This is a genomic window from Agrobacterium sp. ST15.16.055 (genome assembly GCF_027956555.1).
Classification (GTDB): Bacteria; Pseudomonadota; Alphaproteobacteria; order Rhizobiales; family Rhizobiaceae; genus Agrobacterium; species Agrobacterium salinitolerans.
In genome coordinates, this window is record NZ_JAQKGN010000004.1 from 57321 (window position 1) to 73689 (window position 16369).

General features: G+C 58.5%; 13 protein-coding genes. 2 read left to right on the forward strand and 11 right to left on the reverse strand.

Annotated elements, in window-relative coordinates; translation table 11 throughout:
- Positions 1-36: 36 nt before the first annotated feature.
- On the reverse strand, positions 37-759 hold the full coding sequence (locus PL599_RS08450) for an aspartate/glutamate racemase family protein (protein WP_137411137.1): 723 nt from the start codon (positions 757-759) through the stop codon (positions 37-39).
- A 21-nt stretch (positions 760-780) separates the two neighbouring features.
- A complete protein-coding gene (locus PL599_RS08455) occupies positions 781-1410 on the reverse strand; it encodes a flavin reductase family protein (RefSeq protein WP_077983968.1) in 630 nt (209 codons plus the stop codon).
- A gap of 129 nt (positions 1411-1539) precedes the next feature.
- Between PL599_RS08455 and PL599_RS08460 the strand changes: the two genes are divergently transcribed.
- Complete coding sequence (locus tag PL599_RS08460) at positions 1540-2217, forward strand: GntR family transcriptional regulator (protein ID WP_044458905.1); 678 nt, start codon at positions 1540-1542, stop codon at positions 2215-2217.
- Positions 2218-2225: 8 nt separating this feature from the next.
- On the opposite strand, the gene PL599_RS08465 is transcribed toward PL599_RS08460, so the two are convergent.
- From PL599_RS08465 to PL599_RS08495, 7 genes are all read right to left on the reverse strand, one after another.
- Positions 2226-3248 (reverse strand): ABC transporter ATP-binding protein, encoded by a 1023-nt coding sequence (locus PL599_RS08465; RefSeq protein WP_269824354.1) that lies wholly within the window; start codon positions 3246-3248, stop codon positions 2226-2228.
- The gene (locus tag PL599_RS08470) at positions 3245-4228 is read right to left on the reverse strand and encodes an ABC transporter ATP-binding protein (RefSeq protein ID WP_269824353.1); all 984 of its coding nucleotides are present in this window, start codon (positions 4226-4228) and stop codon (positions 3245-3247) included. The genes PL599_RS08465 and PL599_RS08470 overlap by 4 nt, the downstream gene beginning before the upstream one ends.
- Positions 4221-5714: an amidohydrolase family protein gene (locus PL599_RS08475; RefSeq protein ID WP_269824352.1), complete on the reverse strand. Its 1494-nt coding sequence runs from the start codon at positions 5712-5714 to the stop codon at positions 4221-4223. The genes PL599_RS08470 and PL599_RS08475 overlap by 8 nt, the downstream gene beginning before the upstream one ends.
- On the reverse strand, positions 5714-6907 hold the full coding sequence (locus PL599_RS08480; protein WP_077983900.1) for an amidohydrolase family protein: 1194 nt from the start codon (positions 6905-6907) through the stop codon (positions 5714-5716). Before PL599_RS08480 ends, PL599_RS08475 begins: the two co-directional genes overlap by 1 nt.
- A 5-nt stretch (positions 6908-6912) precedes the next feature.
- Positions 6913-7860 carry an ABC transporter permease gene (locus PL599_RS08485; protein ID WP_173991665.1) on the reverse strand — a complete coding sequence of 316 codons (948 nt, stop codon included), beginning with the start codon at positions 7858-7860 and terminating at the stop codon, positions 6913-6915.
- 18 nt (positions 7861-7878) lie between these two features.
- Positions 7879-8847: an ABC transporter permease gene (locus PL599_RS08490; RefSeq protein WP_077983902.1), complete on the reverse strand. Its 969-nt coding sequence runs from the start codon at positions 8845-8847 to the stop codon at positions 7879-7881.
- Positions 8848-9089: 242 nt separating this feature from the next.
- Positions 9090-10655 carry an ABC transporter substrate-binding protein gene (locus PL599_RS08495; protein ID WP_142913834.1) on the reverse strand — a complete coding sequence of 522 codons (1566 nt, stop codon included), beginning with the start codon at positions 10653-10655 and terminating at the stop codon, positions 9090-9092.
- Between the two features lie 162 nt (positions 10656-10817).
- Between PL599_RS08495 and PL599_RS08500 the strand changes: the two genes are divergently transcribed.
- Positions 10818-12335, forward strand: a complete 1518-nt coding sequence (locus tag PL599_RS08500; RefSeq protein ID WP_269824351.1) for an amidohydrolase family protein — start codon at positions 10818-10820, stop codon at positions 12333-12335.
- A 190-nt stretch (positions 12336-12525) separates the two neighbouring features.
- Here the strand turns inward: PL599_RS08500 and PL599_RS08505 are convergent, their stop codons facing one another.
- Both PL599_RS08505 and PL599_RS08510 read right to left on the reverse strand, forming a co-directional pair.
- Positions 12526-13593, reverse strand: a complete 1068-nt coding sequence (locus PL599_RS08505) for a porin (protein ID WP_271358986.1) — start codon at positions 13591-13593, stop codon at positions 12526-12528.
- Positions 13594-14061: 468 nt separating this feature from the next.
- Entirely contained in the window at positions 14062-16236 is a 2175-nt protein-coding gene (locus PL599_RS08510; protein ID WP_269824349.1) for a putative bifunctional diguanylate cyclase/phosphodiesterase, read from the reverse strand.
- Between the last annotated feature and the right edge of the window lie 133 nt (positions 16237-16369).

Genomic DNA, 16369 nt, shown 5'->3' on the forward strand with positions numbered 1-16369 from the left:
GGCGCCCGCAAATAGCTGCAGGCATTTTCCTTGCGGCTAAGCGCAGGCGACGAGCGCCGGCCCCTTCAAGCGCGGATAATCGTAGGCGTTGACCTTCGAGGTGTTGTAACCCGCGCCCACCAGAGCTTCGGCAAGCTTGATCGCAGCCGTGACACCATCGATGACGGGCACACCGGTGGCCTCCCGCAGGCGGTCGCAGAGAGATGACATGCCGGCGCAGCCAAGGATAATAGCCTCCGCCGCATTCTCACGCTTGGCAGCCTCGATTTCGCGGCGGAGCAGTGCTTCCGCGACCTCCGGATCCTCCTCAAGACCAAGAACCGGCAGGTCGATCGCGCGAACATTTCGGCAATGCCTTTGAGCGCCATAATCCTCCACCAGATCTTCGATGATCGGAATGGACCGAGGAAGCGTGGTGATGATCGAGAAACGGCGGCTGATCGTCATCGCCACCTGAACCGCCGCCTGGCAGATGCCGATAACCGGCCCCCGCGCCACTTCGCGCGCGGCGTGAAGTCCCGGATCGTCGAAACAGGCGATCACGTAGGCGTCCACACCCTGCCCCTCTCCTTTGCGGATTTCCGCCAGAAGCCCCGGAACGGCCATGGCCTCATCCGCCTGCCCTTCAATGCTGACGGGGGTGTCGACCGGATTTGCCGCGGAGACGTGGGTTTCCTTCTGCTTGACCCGCAGCGCGCTATCGAGTGCCTGCGCGGTCATGGAAGCGGTGGAATTGGGATTGATCAAACGAATATGCATCGCACACATCCTGAAAAGCTGTCACTTGCCGTCAGGCGCGGTGAAATCGGTGATAGGTGGCGCCTTTAAAACGAACTGGCGGTCCGAGGTGATGTAGTTGTCGGCGTGAAGCCGGGCGATCGGCTGGTAGCGATCGGGATCGACATAACGCCCCTCTTCATCGAGGCACTCGTTATGGACATGCATGTGCACCACTTCGCCCAACACCAGCGTTCGGCGGGGGTAATCGATCAGTCGCTCCACCCGGCACTCGAAAGCGCAGGGCGATTGCGCAGCATAACTTACGTCGATCTTGGTGCATGGCGCGGGCGTGAGCTTTGCCATCGACATCTCGTCAACTTCATTGTCAAAGCCGAGACCACAGATCAGCATCTGTTCAGAGAGCGCCATGTCCACCATATTGACGACGAACTCGCCGGTGCGGCGAATATTCGCCATCGTGTCCTTTTCCTCCCCGCTGACCTTCGGCTGAATGCCGAGGACGACGATGGGCGGATCATGAGAAAAGACGTTGAAGAAGCTCATCGGCGCTGCATTGTTATGGCCCGCTTGCGAACGGGTCGTCACAAGCGCGATCGGTCGCGGACCGATAAAATTCGTCAAAAGGCGGTAGCGGCTCTGGGGCTCAAGCGCGCTGAAATCGAATTCCATGATCGGCATCCTAATTTAGTCGACAATTATCTTTCATATTGTTGACAATGTTGCAACCAAAATCCCGTTGATACAGTTGACTTTTTCATTCACATCGCGCTTCTCTACCGCGATTGGGGAGTATGTCGAATGAGCGAGCAGGCCGGCCCGTCCACGCAGCAGATTGTCGAGAAAGTATGGCTTTCGATTGCCGAACGCCGGCTGCGTCCGGGCGTGCAGTTGAAGGAAGAGCAACTGGCGACAATCTTCGGCGTCAGTCGTGCAAGAATCCGCCAGGCCTTGTCCGTTCTTGAGCGTGACGGGCTGGTGACGATTGTTCCCAATCGCGGCGCATTTGTCTCCAAACCATCGGTCGAGGAAGCCCGCGATGTGTTCTTCGTGCGCCGCACCGTCGAGCAATGCGTCGTCGAAAGACTGTGCAAATCCGCTACCAAAACCGATCTCAAAAAGCTGCGCGACCATGTGGCGAAAGAGCGCGTGGCGAACACCAAAAACGTCACGACCGACATCATCAAGCTTTCCGGCGGGTTCCATCTGCTGCTTGCGGAAACGCTCGGTTCCGATTTCCTCTTTACCACCATGCGCGACCTCATCTCCCGCTCGTCGCTGATAACCGCCGTCTACCGTAACACGGATCGCTTCAACTGCGGCCCGGACGAACATGCGGAAATCGTCGATGCGATCGCCAACAACGATCCGTCGCGTGCCATCCACCTGATGACCCACCACCTTGAGCATGTGGAAGCGGAACTCGATCTCAGCGAAATCCGCGACCTTTCCCACGACCTGCGCGCAGCACTCGGCTGATCCCCCTCTCAGGCGCGCTGTCGCTGGCCCGTCCACTCCACATCATCTTCGACCAGATGACAGGCTACCCGCGTGCCGTTGGCGAGGCTTTTCACTTTTGGCACCTCTGCTGAGCATTGCGCCGTCGCCAGCGGGCAACGGGGGTGAAAAGCGCAACCCGAAGGTGGCTTTAGAGGACTCGGCACTTCGCCTGCCACAATCTCCCGATCCCGCTGCGGCGTCTTGATATTGGGGATCGTCTGGAGAAGCAGCCGCGTATAGGGATGGCGCGGATTGGCGAAAAGCTCTTCCGTATCCCCCTCCTCCACAATCCGCCCGAGATACATAACGGCGATACGGTCTGACATGTGACGAACAACGCTCATGTCGTGGCTGATGAAGAGATAGGTAAGGCCGAGTTCATCCTGCAAGCGGCGCATGAGGTTCAGCACTTGCGCTTGCACCGAAACGTCGAGCGCCGATGTCGGCTCGTCACAGACGAGGAATTCCGGTTCGCTGGCCAATGCGCGGGCAATGGAGATACGCTGGCGCTGGCCGCCGGAAAATTCATGCGGAAACTTTTCGCCGTCCGAGGCCGACAGCCCCACGGTTTTGAGAAGCTCTTCCACGCGCTCCATCGTTTGGGCCTTTGTCGCGCGCAGCTTCAGCTCGCGGATTGGCTCTGCGATGATGTTCTTCACGCGCCATCGTGGATTGAGCGAGGCATAGGGATCCTGAAAGATCATCTGCGCCGACAGGGGGCTGCCCCTGCCGCCCGCCGCAAATTGAAACTCGCCGGCGCTTGGCCGGAAAAGCCCTGTTATCAGACGGGCGACTGTCGATTTGCCGCAGCCGCTTTCACCGACGATGCTGAGACAGCCACCGGCCGGAACGGCGAAATCGATATCGTTGACGGCCTGGACGAACTGCCGGGGTTTGCGCTCGATGATGCGATTGAGAAGCGGGGCCGAAACATCGAAGGTTTTCGTCAGGCCCTTCACCGTCAAAGCCGGCTTGCTGAGTGCTGCTTTTTGAGCTGCGGATTGTGTCATGCTGTGCCTCCTGCGTTCAGCCAGCATGCACTGGCGCCGTTGCCGACTGTTTCGAGTTCAGGCCGTTCCCGCAGACAGCGCGGCCCGGCAAAACCACAGCGGGGATTAAACGCACATCCCGGCGGGATCGCATCGAGACGCGGCATCGCCCCGTCAATCTGGTTGAGCCGCTCTACCCTAGCGCCAAGCGACGGAATGGAGGCCATCAGGCCCTGCGTATAGGGGTGGCGCGGTTCGTGCAGCACCTGTTCAACCGGTCCCACCTCTATCAGCCGGCCGGCATAAAGCACCGCCACGCGGTCGGCAGCCTCGGCAATCACACCCATATCGTGGGTGACGAGCATGACCGCGGTCTGCTTTTCTTTGCACAGCCGCCGCAGCAGCGAAATGATCTGCGCCTGGATCGAGACATCGAGCGCCGTCGTCGGCTCATCGGCAATGATGAGTTTCGGTGAAGCGGCGAGCGCCAGCGCAATAACGACTCGCTGGCGCATACCACCGGAGAACTGGTGCGGATAATGATCGACACGATCCGCAGGTGATGGAATGCCGACATCTTTCAGCAGTTGAACGGCCCGAGCGCGTGCATCCGCTTTCGACAGTGGCAGATGCTGTCGGATCGTTTCGACAAGCTGTGCACCGACCGTAAACAGTGGATTGAGCGAGGTCAGCGGGTCCTGAAAGATCGCTCCGATCTCCCGACCGCGAATGCTTTCCATCGCCCGGTCATCCAGCTGATCGATACGGCGCGACCCGAGCCAGATCTCGCCGCCGGCAATGTGGCCGGGTTTTTCGAGCAGGCCCTGTATGGCAAGTCCCGTCATGGATTTACCGGCACCGGATTCACCGACGACACCCAGAATTTCGCCGGGCCTGATCGAAATGCTGATATCGGAAAGCGCAGTAACGGTGCCGCGCCGACCGGGAAACTCGACCTTGAGATTGCGGACATCGATGACCGATTGGTTCATTTCAACCATGTTGGGCGACCTCCACCGGATAGCTCGGAGGGAAGATTTCGGAGACGGGCGGATTTGCCCAGCTCCGTTCGGGATATTTGGCAATCAGACGATCGAACTGAGCCTGCGCCTGTTCACGGGCACGCCGCATGTCGATGTGAGCGACCTGTCTCTCGCGCATGGAAAGACGGCCGTCGACAAAAACGGCCCGCGTGACCTTGCCAGAGCCGCCGGTCACCAGCGTGGTGATGGGATCGATGCTCGGCGCCATGACGATATCGTCGAGGTCGAATACGGCAATGTCTGCCCTTGCACCCGGCGAAAGATGGCCAAGGTCAGATCGTCCAAGCGCGCGCGCGCCGCCAAGTGTCGCCGCATCGAAAAGATCGGCACAGCGGATCTGGTCTGGAACGCCGTCATTGATACGACAGGTGATCAGACCAACGAGCAGGTTCATCAACATGTCCGCCGGCGCCGTATCCGTTCCCATCGCAATGTTGATGCCGCGTTTGCGGCAGGAAGAGAAGGACGAGAGCGTGCTGCCGCCGCGGCTCGATACCAGCGGACAGTGGACGATCGACACGCCGTTCTCCGCATAAAGCGCCAGGTCTTCTTCCGTCGCATTGGTGGCGTGCGGCGCGATCAACCTTTCGCTGAGAAGCCCGGCTTTGGCGAGCCAGACGGGTGCGGTCGAGCCGTGAAGCTTGCGGACCGTTTCGACCTCCATGATGCCCTGCGCCATATGGAGACGGAACTTGCAGCCGAGTTCGCGCGCGGCAGCGTCTGTACGCTCGATCAGGCCCAGAGTGGAGGTTTCGACCCGATCCGGTGCGAGCATGCCGCGCACCAGATCGCCGTGTCTCCCACTCTGCTTCTCGATGAAGGCAATTGCGTCTTTCAGGCCCTGGAAACCACGCTCTTCATCAAAGACCGGCACCATGCGGCCCGGTTCTTCCAGCACCATGCCACCGGAGCGGAAGGCGGGGCTGAGATAAACGCGAAGGCCAAGTTCACCAGCAGCATCGGCCGCGGCCTCGAACTCAGTTACAGTCTCCCCCCACGCGCGATAAAACAGCGATGCAATTGGCGCTGCGGTGGTGATGCCGTTGAGAAGCAGTTGTCCAAACGCGAAACGCTTCTGGAAGGCGAGTTCTTCCTGCGAGTACATTTCGTAAGGACCGGCTTCGACATAGGAACGCGGCCAGACACGGCCCTTGGCCCAGCCCGGATGGTGATCGATGCCGAGGATCGTCGTATCGAGATCGGAGAGCGCGTCGAGATCGATCAGGCCGGGGCTGACGAGAGCATTTCCGAAATCGATACGCCGGGCGACCTTTCCGGGAAATTCATGCCCGACAAAGACGATTTCACCATTTTCGAAGACAACCTCGCCGTTTTTGAGAAGGCGGTGCGATCCATCCTTGTGTCCGACAACCCAGCTGGCTGTCAGCAACGTCCGCCCTTCCGGCCTCTCGCCGAGTTGCAAGGCGTTGAGAACATCGCTCATCACGGCGCCTCCACGATGGCTTTACCGTTTCTCGCAGTGACACGGCCGCCTTTGACGACCAGCGGCCGCGGCGCGATATCGACAACGGCTTGCGCCAGCGTTTCCCCGGTCAAGAGGGTGAAGTCGGCATGACATCCGATCTCCATGCCATAGTCTTCGAGACCCATTACATCGGCGCCGCCCTTGGAAACGACGTGCAGCACGTGGGCTAGTTCGATATCCGAGCGCAGTCCGTTTTTCATGCCGATGATCTTGGCGCGATCCAGCATGTCCGGCTGTCCCCACGGACCCCATGTATCGCGGATACCGTCACAGCCGCCACCAACACGCACACCCGCTTCCTTGAGGCGCATGATCGACGGCACGCTTGCCGATGGCGCACCCGTGGTCAGAATGGCAACGTCGAGCCGCGCGATCTCGTCGATCAGCCTGCCGACGCGCAGATAGTCATTCATGCCGAGTGCAAAGGCATGGCTGATGGCGACATTGCCCTGCATGCCGTTTGCCCGGATGCGCTCGAAGATGAGTTCCATGGTGAAGGCGCCGAGGTCGGCGGCTTCGTGCAGATGGATATCGATCGGGACGCCGTGTTTTGTCGCCAGCTGGAAAAGAATGTCCAGCTGGCCCTTCGGATCGCGGTCGATGCCGCAGGGGTCAATGCCGCCAAGCACTTCGCAGCCCTGCTTTAAGGCTTCATCGAGAAGCTCCACCGTGCCGGGCATGACCATGACACCGGATTGCGGGAAGGCGACGATCTCGATGTCGATGATACCATCAAGCTTTTCCCGGGTTTCCCAGATGCCCTCGACCAGCTTTAGCCCGTGGGTGGGGTCGATATCGACATGGCTGCGAATATGGGTGCCGCCATTGGCTGCGAGCCCGATGGCATGGCGCATGGACTGGCGATGCGGATCGATGCCGATCTGAACGCGGTTCTCCCGCTCGAAATCGATCCGCTCGCGAAGGATGGCGGCACGATTGTTGACGTGCCAGGGCATGCCCCACGTGGTCTTATCCAGATGCGTATGGGCATCGATGAGACCGGGGATGGCGATTGCTCCCTTACCATCCTCGACCGGCATTTCGGGTTCGGCTTCAAATGTTCCGAAACCTGAAATCTTGCCGTCCCTGATCAAAATATCGCAGGCTTCGCCCGCCATGGGCCGTACGTTGCGCAAAAGAAGATCGTGCATGGAACTCACCTCAGTTTCGGATTGAGCGCGTCGCGCAGCCAGTCACCCAGAAGGTTGACGGTGACGACGAGCAGGCAGAGTTGGAAGACCGGAAACAGCACAATCCACCAGGAGCCGGAAAATAGGAACTGGTTGCCGATGCGGATCAATGTGCCGAGCGACGGCTGGCTCGGCGGCATGCCGATGCCAAGGAAGGACAGGGTCGCTTCCGTGAGGATCGCCATGCCGAAATTAAGCGTCGCGGCGACCATGATCGGCGTCAGCGTATTGGGCAGGATATGTGCCGCCATGATGCGACGGGCGGGCACGCCGATCAGCTTGGCGGCCTGAACATAGTCCTTGCCGGTTTCCACAATGGCTTGTGCGCGCACCGTTCGCGCATATTGCACCCAGGCGGAAAGCGCGATGGCGAGAATGAGCACGGCGGATGCACCGACTTCACGCAGACTGTCCGGCAGCATCTGCCGCACGACGGTCGACACGAGGATGGCGACGAGAATGGTCGGGATGGAGAGCGTGATATCCCCGATGCGCATCAGCAAACCATCGGTAAAACCGCCGAAATAACCCGCCACCAGACCCGCCGTCATGCCGATGATGAGCGAGAGCACCACGGAGGCAACACCGATGACGATGGAGATGCGCGTGCCATAGAGAATGGCGGACAGCATGTCGCGTCCCTGCGTATCCGTTCCAAGCAAGAACGGCCATTCGCCGCCTTCCTGCCAGATCGGCGGCAGCTCGGCCTTCCACATGTCGAGCGATGCGCCGTCATATGGGTTCTGGGGCGCAATCCACGGCGCGAAGATGGCGGCAAGGATCAATATCGCAAGGATGAGCGCGCTGATCTTCGCCGATTTGCTGCGGCTAAAGGACCAGTAGAGGTCGCTGTCACGCATGCGGCTGAAAAGCGACCGACGGGCGGGTTTTTCCGTTTGCGAAAGGTCTGTCATGAAACCGGCTCCCTTCGGTTAGCGCGCGGTGCGCAGACGCGGATCGATGACCGCATAGGCGATATCGACGAACGTGTTGAGGACAACGAAGATGAAGGAGATGATGCAGAGATAGGCCGCCATGACGGGAATATCGAGAAAGGTGACAGCCTGAATAAACAGCATGCCCATGCCCGGCCACTGAAACACGGTTTCTGTGATGAGTGCGAAGGCGATGAGTGAGCCGACATTCATCGTCGTCAGCGTCACAACAGGCATAAGACAGTTTCGCAGCGCATGGCGGAAATAGATCCGCCAACGCGGTATGCCGCGAGCTCGCGCGAATTTCACGAAATCGGACCGCAAGACTTCAAGCATTTCCGCCCGCACCAGACGCATGACGAGCGTGATCTGGTAGAGAGAAAGTGCAATGGCAGGGAGAATGAGGGCCGCTCGTCCGGAAGACGTCAAAAGCCCCGTCGACCACCACCCGAGCTGGACGACATCACCGCGACCAAATGCAGGCGCCCAGCCTAGCGACACCGAAAATACCAGAATGAGAAGGATGCCGACAACGAAGCTTGGCAGGGAGACGCCGACAATCGACAGGAATTGCAGGCCCTCCGTATACCATTTCCCGCGCCGGATTGCCGTCAGAACGCCGAGAGGCAGGCCGACGACAAGCGATATGATGGTGGCAACCAGCACCAGTTCGAGCGTTGCGGGAAACCTTTCGGCGATCAGCGGCAGCACCTGCTGGCCGTTGCGGTAGGAAACACCGAAATTGCCCTCCGCAGCATCTTTGACAAATCGCAGATATTGGGTCGGCAGGCTGTCATTGAGGCCGAGCCTCTCACGTAGCGCGGCGCGATCCTCCTGCGAGGTCTGTTCGCCGACCATCAGCTCGACAGGATCTCCCGCCAGCCGAAAGATCATAAAGGCGATAAGCGCAACGGAAAGCATGACCAGCACGGCATTTCCCAAACGCTTGATAATGAAAACCAGCATTGTTACCTCTCGGACACGAGCCTGAGCCACGCGGGCATGCAGGTTCGATCATTCTCTTCCAGAGACGGGCCATAGGTTACGCGGCATGCAAGAACCGCGAAACCGTTGCAACTTTGTCGACAATTTTTGACACGGCTTCGTTCGGCTTCACACCCAGTCGAATGAACTTGCGCGTACTCGAATGTCTGCTGAAACAGGCAAGGCGCTCGGTCCAGTGACCGGCGCCTCGCTTGCTCTCCGTCTTATTTGTCGAGCTGAGTCAGCCAATGGCGTGGCTTGTTGTCGGCGCGGAAGTCGACACTTTTGACCTTGGCCAGCATCGCCCAGGCAATCGGCTGCTGATGCAACGGCACGAGCATGGTCTCGTCCTTGGCGATCTTCAGCGCGGCTTCTTCGAGCGCCAGACGCTTCGTATTGTCCTGTTCCTGCGCCGCCTGCGCAACAAGCTTGTCGATCTCGGGATTGGACCAGCCGCCGTAATTGGAGACGCCCATCGCACCCTTGCGGGTGGAGAGGATCTGCGACAGCATCGAGAAGGCGTCCAGCGTCGGCTCGTTCGCCCAGCTGAGGTTGAAGACGTCGGCCTTACCGCCATTCCGCTTGGGTGACTGCACCGAACGCGGCGCAATATCGATTGTCGGCTGGAACCCGCCGCGCTTCAACATATTCGCAACGCCCGAGCAGATATCCTCTTCGTTGACGCTCTCATCATTCATGCAGGTATAGGTGAAAGCAAGGTTCTTCATGCCCGCATCGGCAAGCAGCTTCTGCGCCTTGGCCGGATCGGCCGGCTCGAACGTGTCGAGCGACTTGGCATAGCCCGCAATCTCCGGTGCGATCAGCGAGCCAGACGGTCTTGCGAGACCACGCATGACTTTCTTGTTAATGAGGTCACGATCGATGGAGGCTTCGAAGGCCTGGCGGACACGCAAATCATTGAACGGGTTCGGCTGACCGTTTTCCAGTTTTTCGCGGCGGTTGAAGCCGATGAAAAGCGTGCGAAGCTCAGTGCGCTTCTTGACCGTGATATCGGGCGAGGATTCGAGGCGCGGCAAATCCTGGATCGGGGCGGAATCGATCAGGTCGATTTCACCTGACAGCAGTGCCGCGACGCGGGTTGCCGCCGACGCGATCGGCACAAATTCGATGCGGTCGAGATTGTGCTTTTTCTGGTCCCACCAGCCTTCATTCGCAACGAGAACAGTCTTGCTATCGGGAACGCGGCTTTCGAGCTTGAACGGGCCGGTGCCGTTGGTGTGCATGGTGGTGTAACCATCGACCTTCGACGCGAAGTCGGTGGGCTTCTCGCTATTGTTATCCTTCAACCACTTGGCATTGAAGATGAAGATGTTGGTGATGTCGTTCAGGAAGAGCGAGGTGGGCGCGTTGACATCGAGGTCAACCGTAAAATCGTCAACCTTTTTGACGCCAGCATAAATCGGGATATTACCCCGCAGCGGCGAGGTCGCGTCCGAAGCGCGGGTAAAGGATGCCACCACATCATCAGCGGTGAAGTCTGCGCCGTCATGGAATTTCACACCCTTGCGCAGGGTAAAGCGCCAGGTCTTTCCATCAATCAGCTTCCATTCGGTGGCAAGCGCCGGCTCGATCTGGAAGTCCGGCCCGTAACGAACGAGGCCCTCATAAATATGATTCAGAAAAGCAAGGTTGGACGTAGACGGGACCGAATATGGGTCTAGCGAATAAAGATCGGCGCGACCGGCCCAGCGAAGGGTCTCGGCATTGGCGGGAACGGCAATGGCGGCGGCAGCCATGGCCGCCAGGACGAAACTTCTGATACGGGACATTTGATCCCCCCTTTTTATAAATCGTTGGAAGACCGCTGGGCGGTCCGCTCGGGCAAAGGGAGTATTGTTTCGCCCGGGCTTATTGTCAATAATATTGTTGACAATTATCGTACTCAAAATTGTAAGTTTTTGGATACGAGTTAAAGAGAGGGAGGACGGAATATGACAGGCTTTCTGCTGATACACGGCACGATCGTCACGGTCGACACGGAGCGGCGCGTTATCGAAGACGGCGCATTGGCCATCGAGTGCGACAGGATTGTCGACATCGGCACTGCGGATGAACTGGAACTCCGCCATGGAGACAAGGAGGCTATCGACTGCAGGGGAAAACTGATCACCCCTGGCCTGATCGATGCCCATGGCCATGCAGGCCACGCGCTTCTTCGCAGCGTTGCGGCGGATACCAATGCGATGTGGATGAAAATCATCACCCCGACATACTACCACTACGTGACCCGCGACTACTGGTATGCCGACGGGCTGATTTCCGGCATCGAACGGCTGCGCGCCGGCGTGACGACCGGGGCCAGCATCATCACCTCGATGCCACGCGCGGATGACCCCGTCTTCGCCATCAACCATGCCCGCGCCTATAGCGAACTCGGCCTTCGGGAAATCATCTGCGTCGGGCCCTCGGGCCTGCCCTGGCCCCATCCTGTCACGCGATGGGAGAGCGGCCTGCCCGAACGCCGCAACGTGAGCTTCGACGAGATGATGGCGGGCAGTGAAGCGGTGATCGAGGCATTGCATGGAAGCGCCGATGGCCGCATCAACGTTTTCCTGACACCTTTCACCATCGTACCTTCCGTCGAACCCTCCAACGCATCCACACCTGATCAGGCTGTGAAACTGACCGATGGCGACAGGATGCAGGCCCGCCGGATACGCGAGATGGCACGCAAGAGAGGCATCAGGCTTCATTCCGATGCCTTTGCCGGGCAAATCCGCATGGCGTTTCAGGACAAGGAAAATGCCCTGCTAGGCCCTGACATTCACCTTCAGCACTGCTGGGGCATCTCCCATGACGAGATCGACATATTGGCCGAGACCGGCACCCGCGTGACCCACGCACCGCCGGGTCGTTCAACCCCGATCATGGAAATGATGTCGAAAGGCATTCGTGTCGCCATCACCACCGATGGTGCGGCGCCAAGCCGCCATTTCGACATGTTGCAGACGGCGCGCCTGGCGCAGTTCACCCAGCATCTCCTGCACAATCACGATCGCTACCTGTTGCCGCCTGGCAAGATTTTCGAGATGATCACAATCGACGCTGCTCACGCCATTGGTATGGAAGACGAGATCGGTTCGCTCGAAATCGGCAAGAAGGCCGACGTCGTCATCATCGATATGCGCAAGCCCCATCTGATGCCCATGTGGATGCCGGTGCACCGTCTGGTGCATCAGGTCCTTGGCAGCGATGTCGATACCGTCTTTGTGGACGGTAAAATGCTGATGGAAAACGGGCAGGTGCTGACAGCAGATGTCGACGCCGCCGTTGACTTTGGCCAACAGGAAGCGATGGCGCTGGCGGAGCGGGCCGGCCTGAAGGAACATATGCATGATCCCGGCTGGGGTCGCTTGCTGCGCACATTCGACGAGCCGGTGCACCCTCCCCGTCCACCGGAAGACGCAAGCTACCGCGCGAGCGCGCATGGGCTCGATCAGGATCGATAAATCAAAAGGCTACGGCAAATCCTCATTCACAACCCCGCCAGCATCACGACAAAAACTCCCCGGCCTGAAGTGGTCCGGGGAGCAAACCTGACATCATGTCAGGCACTTTGACTGGAGCTAGTGACTCACCCGTTCAAAAACGGGGTGGATCTGAGTTGTCTAACCCGGTTTATGCTTTTTATGCAGACAATTAGAACGAACGCTCGAGACGAACGAAACCGGTCCAAGCTTCAGGCTTCTTTTCGACGTCGAGGTAGTTCGCAGTCAGTCTCGTGGAGAAGCCGTCAGTGATTTTGTAGTCAACCGTCAGGCCAGCCTTCCAGGCATCGTTATTCGAGAAATCATTCCAGGAAGCGAGGCCATAACCACCGTAGTACTGGACGCCGGGGGTGATTTTCAGCTTGTCGGTTGCCTTGATGGCGTAGGACGCAGCGACGGCCCATTCGGAAACGTTGTAATAGGCGTTTGCGCCGGAAGCCCAGACACCAGCCAGAGCGAAAGTGCCCGGACCAACACCAGCTTCTGCGATCAGGCGGACGGCGCCATTTTCACGATCGGTGTCATAACCGCCAATAAGAACAAGCGAGACGCTGTCGAACTTGGCTCCGACACCAGCCGCAACGCCAACGTTGTTGGATGAGCCAACTTTGTTTGCGTTGTTGTTCTTGTTGTAGGAACCGACAGCGACGCCTTCCAGCTCGTCAACCGACACGCCAGCCCAGAACGAACCTGCGTCATAGGTGTAACGAATGGAGTTGAACTTCGAGTTCGACGACAGTTGGTCGGTTTCGCCACCAATACCATCGTCCCACCAGCTGGTGAACTTACCAACTTTGAGGCCGGCGAGTTCGATGAATGCCTGATCGACGAATACCGCAGAACCCTTGTCGTCGGTGTTTTTGTCGTTCAGGGCAGCAGAGCCGCTGTCAGCATTGCCCTGGAAGCCGATGAAGTCGCGCAGAGCGCCGAGCTCGGTGTCGGTGCGGGTGTCAATTTCGAACTGCGCACGGGTGAAGGAATCCCAGTCGGACTTGCCCGATTTGTCACGACCGAAACCGGTCTCGAAACGGACATAACCCTGGAACTTGAGGCAGGTTTCGGTGCCGGGCATATAGAAGAAGCCCTTACCGAAGGCGTCGCAGACGCGGACATATTCCATGGGCTCTGGTTCGGCAGCGACGATAGCGTCAGCGGCCTGTGCGCCGGATACTGCTGCGAGAGCGGCAGCGGAGCCGATCAGAAGGCTCTTGATGTTCATTTTTAATCTCCAGTCAAAATTTTTCAACGAATGCGCAAATTTGAGGGCTGGTCTTTTCCCTGCCGCCCGCTTCCCTGCGCTGATTGAGCAAATGACAGAAACCGCCATGGAGTCGCAATTAAAATCGAACAAACCCAAATACAATATAAGTACACATTCGGATTAAGTAGTAAAATTACAACAAATAATCAGTTTAAAATACAGTAATATTGTCATTTATTTTAACATAATTCTATAAATTACTAAGATTAAATCTTCCAAAGTGATTATATTATTATATCTAGAAACATAGAGACGCTCTCCCCCAATCCTGCAAAGGCCGAGAGCGCACTCGTCTGCGCGATAAGGCGGCCAAGACTTGCCTTGCGAAGCCCAGAGTGAAGGGGAGATGTGCGCGGCAATAAACGACACATTGGGGTGGACGGGCGGCTTGCCCGTCTCTCCGGCAAAACTGTCAAATGGGGGAGCTTATGGCCTGTCGCTGGAAAGGCCGGTGGGGAATGTCGTCGTGTTCCGCAGCATTACCTCGACCGCGTCCGCGGGCAGAGGTCGGCTGAAATAATAGCCCTGGCCGTAAGGACAGCCCGCCATGCGCAGGAACGCGGCCTGCTCGGCGGTTTCCACGCCTTCGGCAATTACATCGATGTCCAGCGATCCCGCAAGCTGGATCATGATCGTGACGATGGCGCTATCCTTGGTTTTTTCCGGCAGATGGGTCAGGAACGAGCGGTCTATCTTCATGCAGGACAGCGGAAATGTCTTGAGCATACCAAGGCAAGAATAACCAATGCCGAAATCGTCCAGCGCCAGGCTGACACCCATCTGTTTTATGGCGCGCATGATCCGTACCGATGCCTCAACATCCTGAATGATCAGCGTCTCGGTTATCTCGATTTCCAGAAGGGAGGGCGCTAGCCCGGTTTCCTTCAGCACCGACCTTATCTGCTGCACCAGCCCGCCCTGAAACTGCCGTGGCGAGATATTGACCGCGATCTTGACCGGCGAGAGGCCGGCGGCAACCCAAGCCTGCGCCTGATGACAGGCCTTTCTGAGGATGTTTGCCCCGAGTTCCACGATCAGTCCGGTTTCTTCGGCAAGCCCGATGAATTCCGCGGGGCCGAGCAGACCTTCCGTCGGGTGCTGCCAACGCACAAGCGCCTCCACGCCGCTGATCCGGCCGCTCGCAAGATCGACCTGCGGCTGGAAATGCAGGACGAATTCGTCCCTTTGCACGGCCTTGCGCAACTCCTCGATCCGGGTGAATTTCTTCCTCAGATCATCCGCCATATTCGGGGTGAAGGTGGCGATGCTGTCGCGCCCGGCATGTTTGGCTTCATACATGGCGAGATCGGCCGCCGCGACGATTTCCGCTGGGGTTTCCCCGTGCTCCGGAAAAAAGGCCATGCCGATGCTGCATGTGACCTTGATATCGTAATTGCCGATGCGCAAGGGCTGCGAGACTGCGTCCCGGATGCGCTGCAGGCGGTTTTCGACATCGTCCTTGCGCTCTTCGAGAATAATGACGAACTCGTCGCCGCCGACCCTGAGAACGAGATCGTTTTTCCGCAGGCTTTTCGCAATGCGCTCGGCGGTTTTCGACAGCAGGGCATCGCCGATGCTGTGGCCAAGCGTATCGTTGATGTGCTTAAAATTATCGAGATCGAGAAACCCGATACCGACCCTTCGGTTCGCCTTTGCCGCCGCCGCCAGTATTTCCGGCAGTCTCGTATCGAGGAAACGGCGGTTCGGCAGCCGGGTCAGCATGTCGTGATCCGCCAAAAAGGCGATATGTTCCGCCGCCCTTTTGCGGTCGATTGCCAGGCCCGCCATGCGCGCCGCAGCGCCGATAAACTCCACCAGCGCCGCGTCCGGCTCGCGGCCGGCCAGCACGCACCAGACGAAACCATGCGCCTTGCCTTCGCTGGCCGGAATATCGAAACTGAAGGCGACGTGTTCTGCGGGATGGGTGAGGCGCTCAGGATCACTGACACTGGCGAAAAGTGCAGCCAGCCCCTCCTGCTGCGCGAGCGCCGGCGAGGCGTAAACGGAAGGCTCCCCTTCCGCCGCCTCGACTACCCGCACCGCGCAGGCAAGGCCGGTGGCGAGATTTTCGATGGCCTTGACGAATTCCTCGAGAAAATCCTCGATCCGCGCCGCCGCCACAATCATTTGCAGGATACGCGCCTGCGCCTGAAGCAATCGCTCGGAGGCCTTTTTCTGGGTAATATCGCGCGAAGCGCCGACCACGCCGATGATGTTGCCAGCCTTGTCCTTCAGCGGCACACGCGACATCATTAGCCAGCGGTCGATATCGCCGCGCATGGCACGTTCTTCATAACCGAGATCCGGTTCGCCGGTGCGCATTACCCGCGCTTCGGTCTCGGGAATGCCGGCGCGCTGCGCCGCTTCACCATGAATATCGTAGTCAGTGAGCCCTATCAGTTGCTCGACCGTATCAAAGCCGTTTTCGGTGACTATGGCGCGATTGGCGAAAAGAAAGCGCCCTTCCAGATCCTTGGCATAGATAAAATCCGGTACGTGGTCGATCATCGCTTCCAGAAGCGCGTGCCGGTCGGAAGGATTGGCATTTTCGCCCATGTCAGGAATGGCGGATGGCGTGACATCGCGCTTTTTTCGCGACATCCGGTTCTCTTCGGGTGTCTTCGGGCCTTTGGAACGCACCTCTCCGCCTCATTACTTCATAATCAGGCAGAATAGTAGGATTATACATATTATATAAGTATGAATGACAGGGCAAAGATCGCCGGGAATTCCG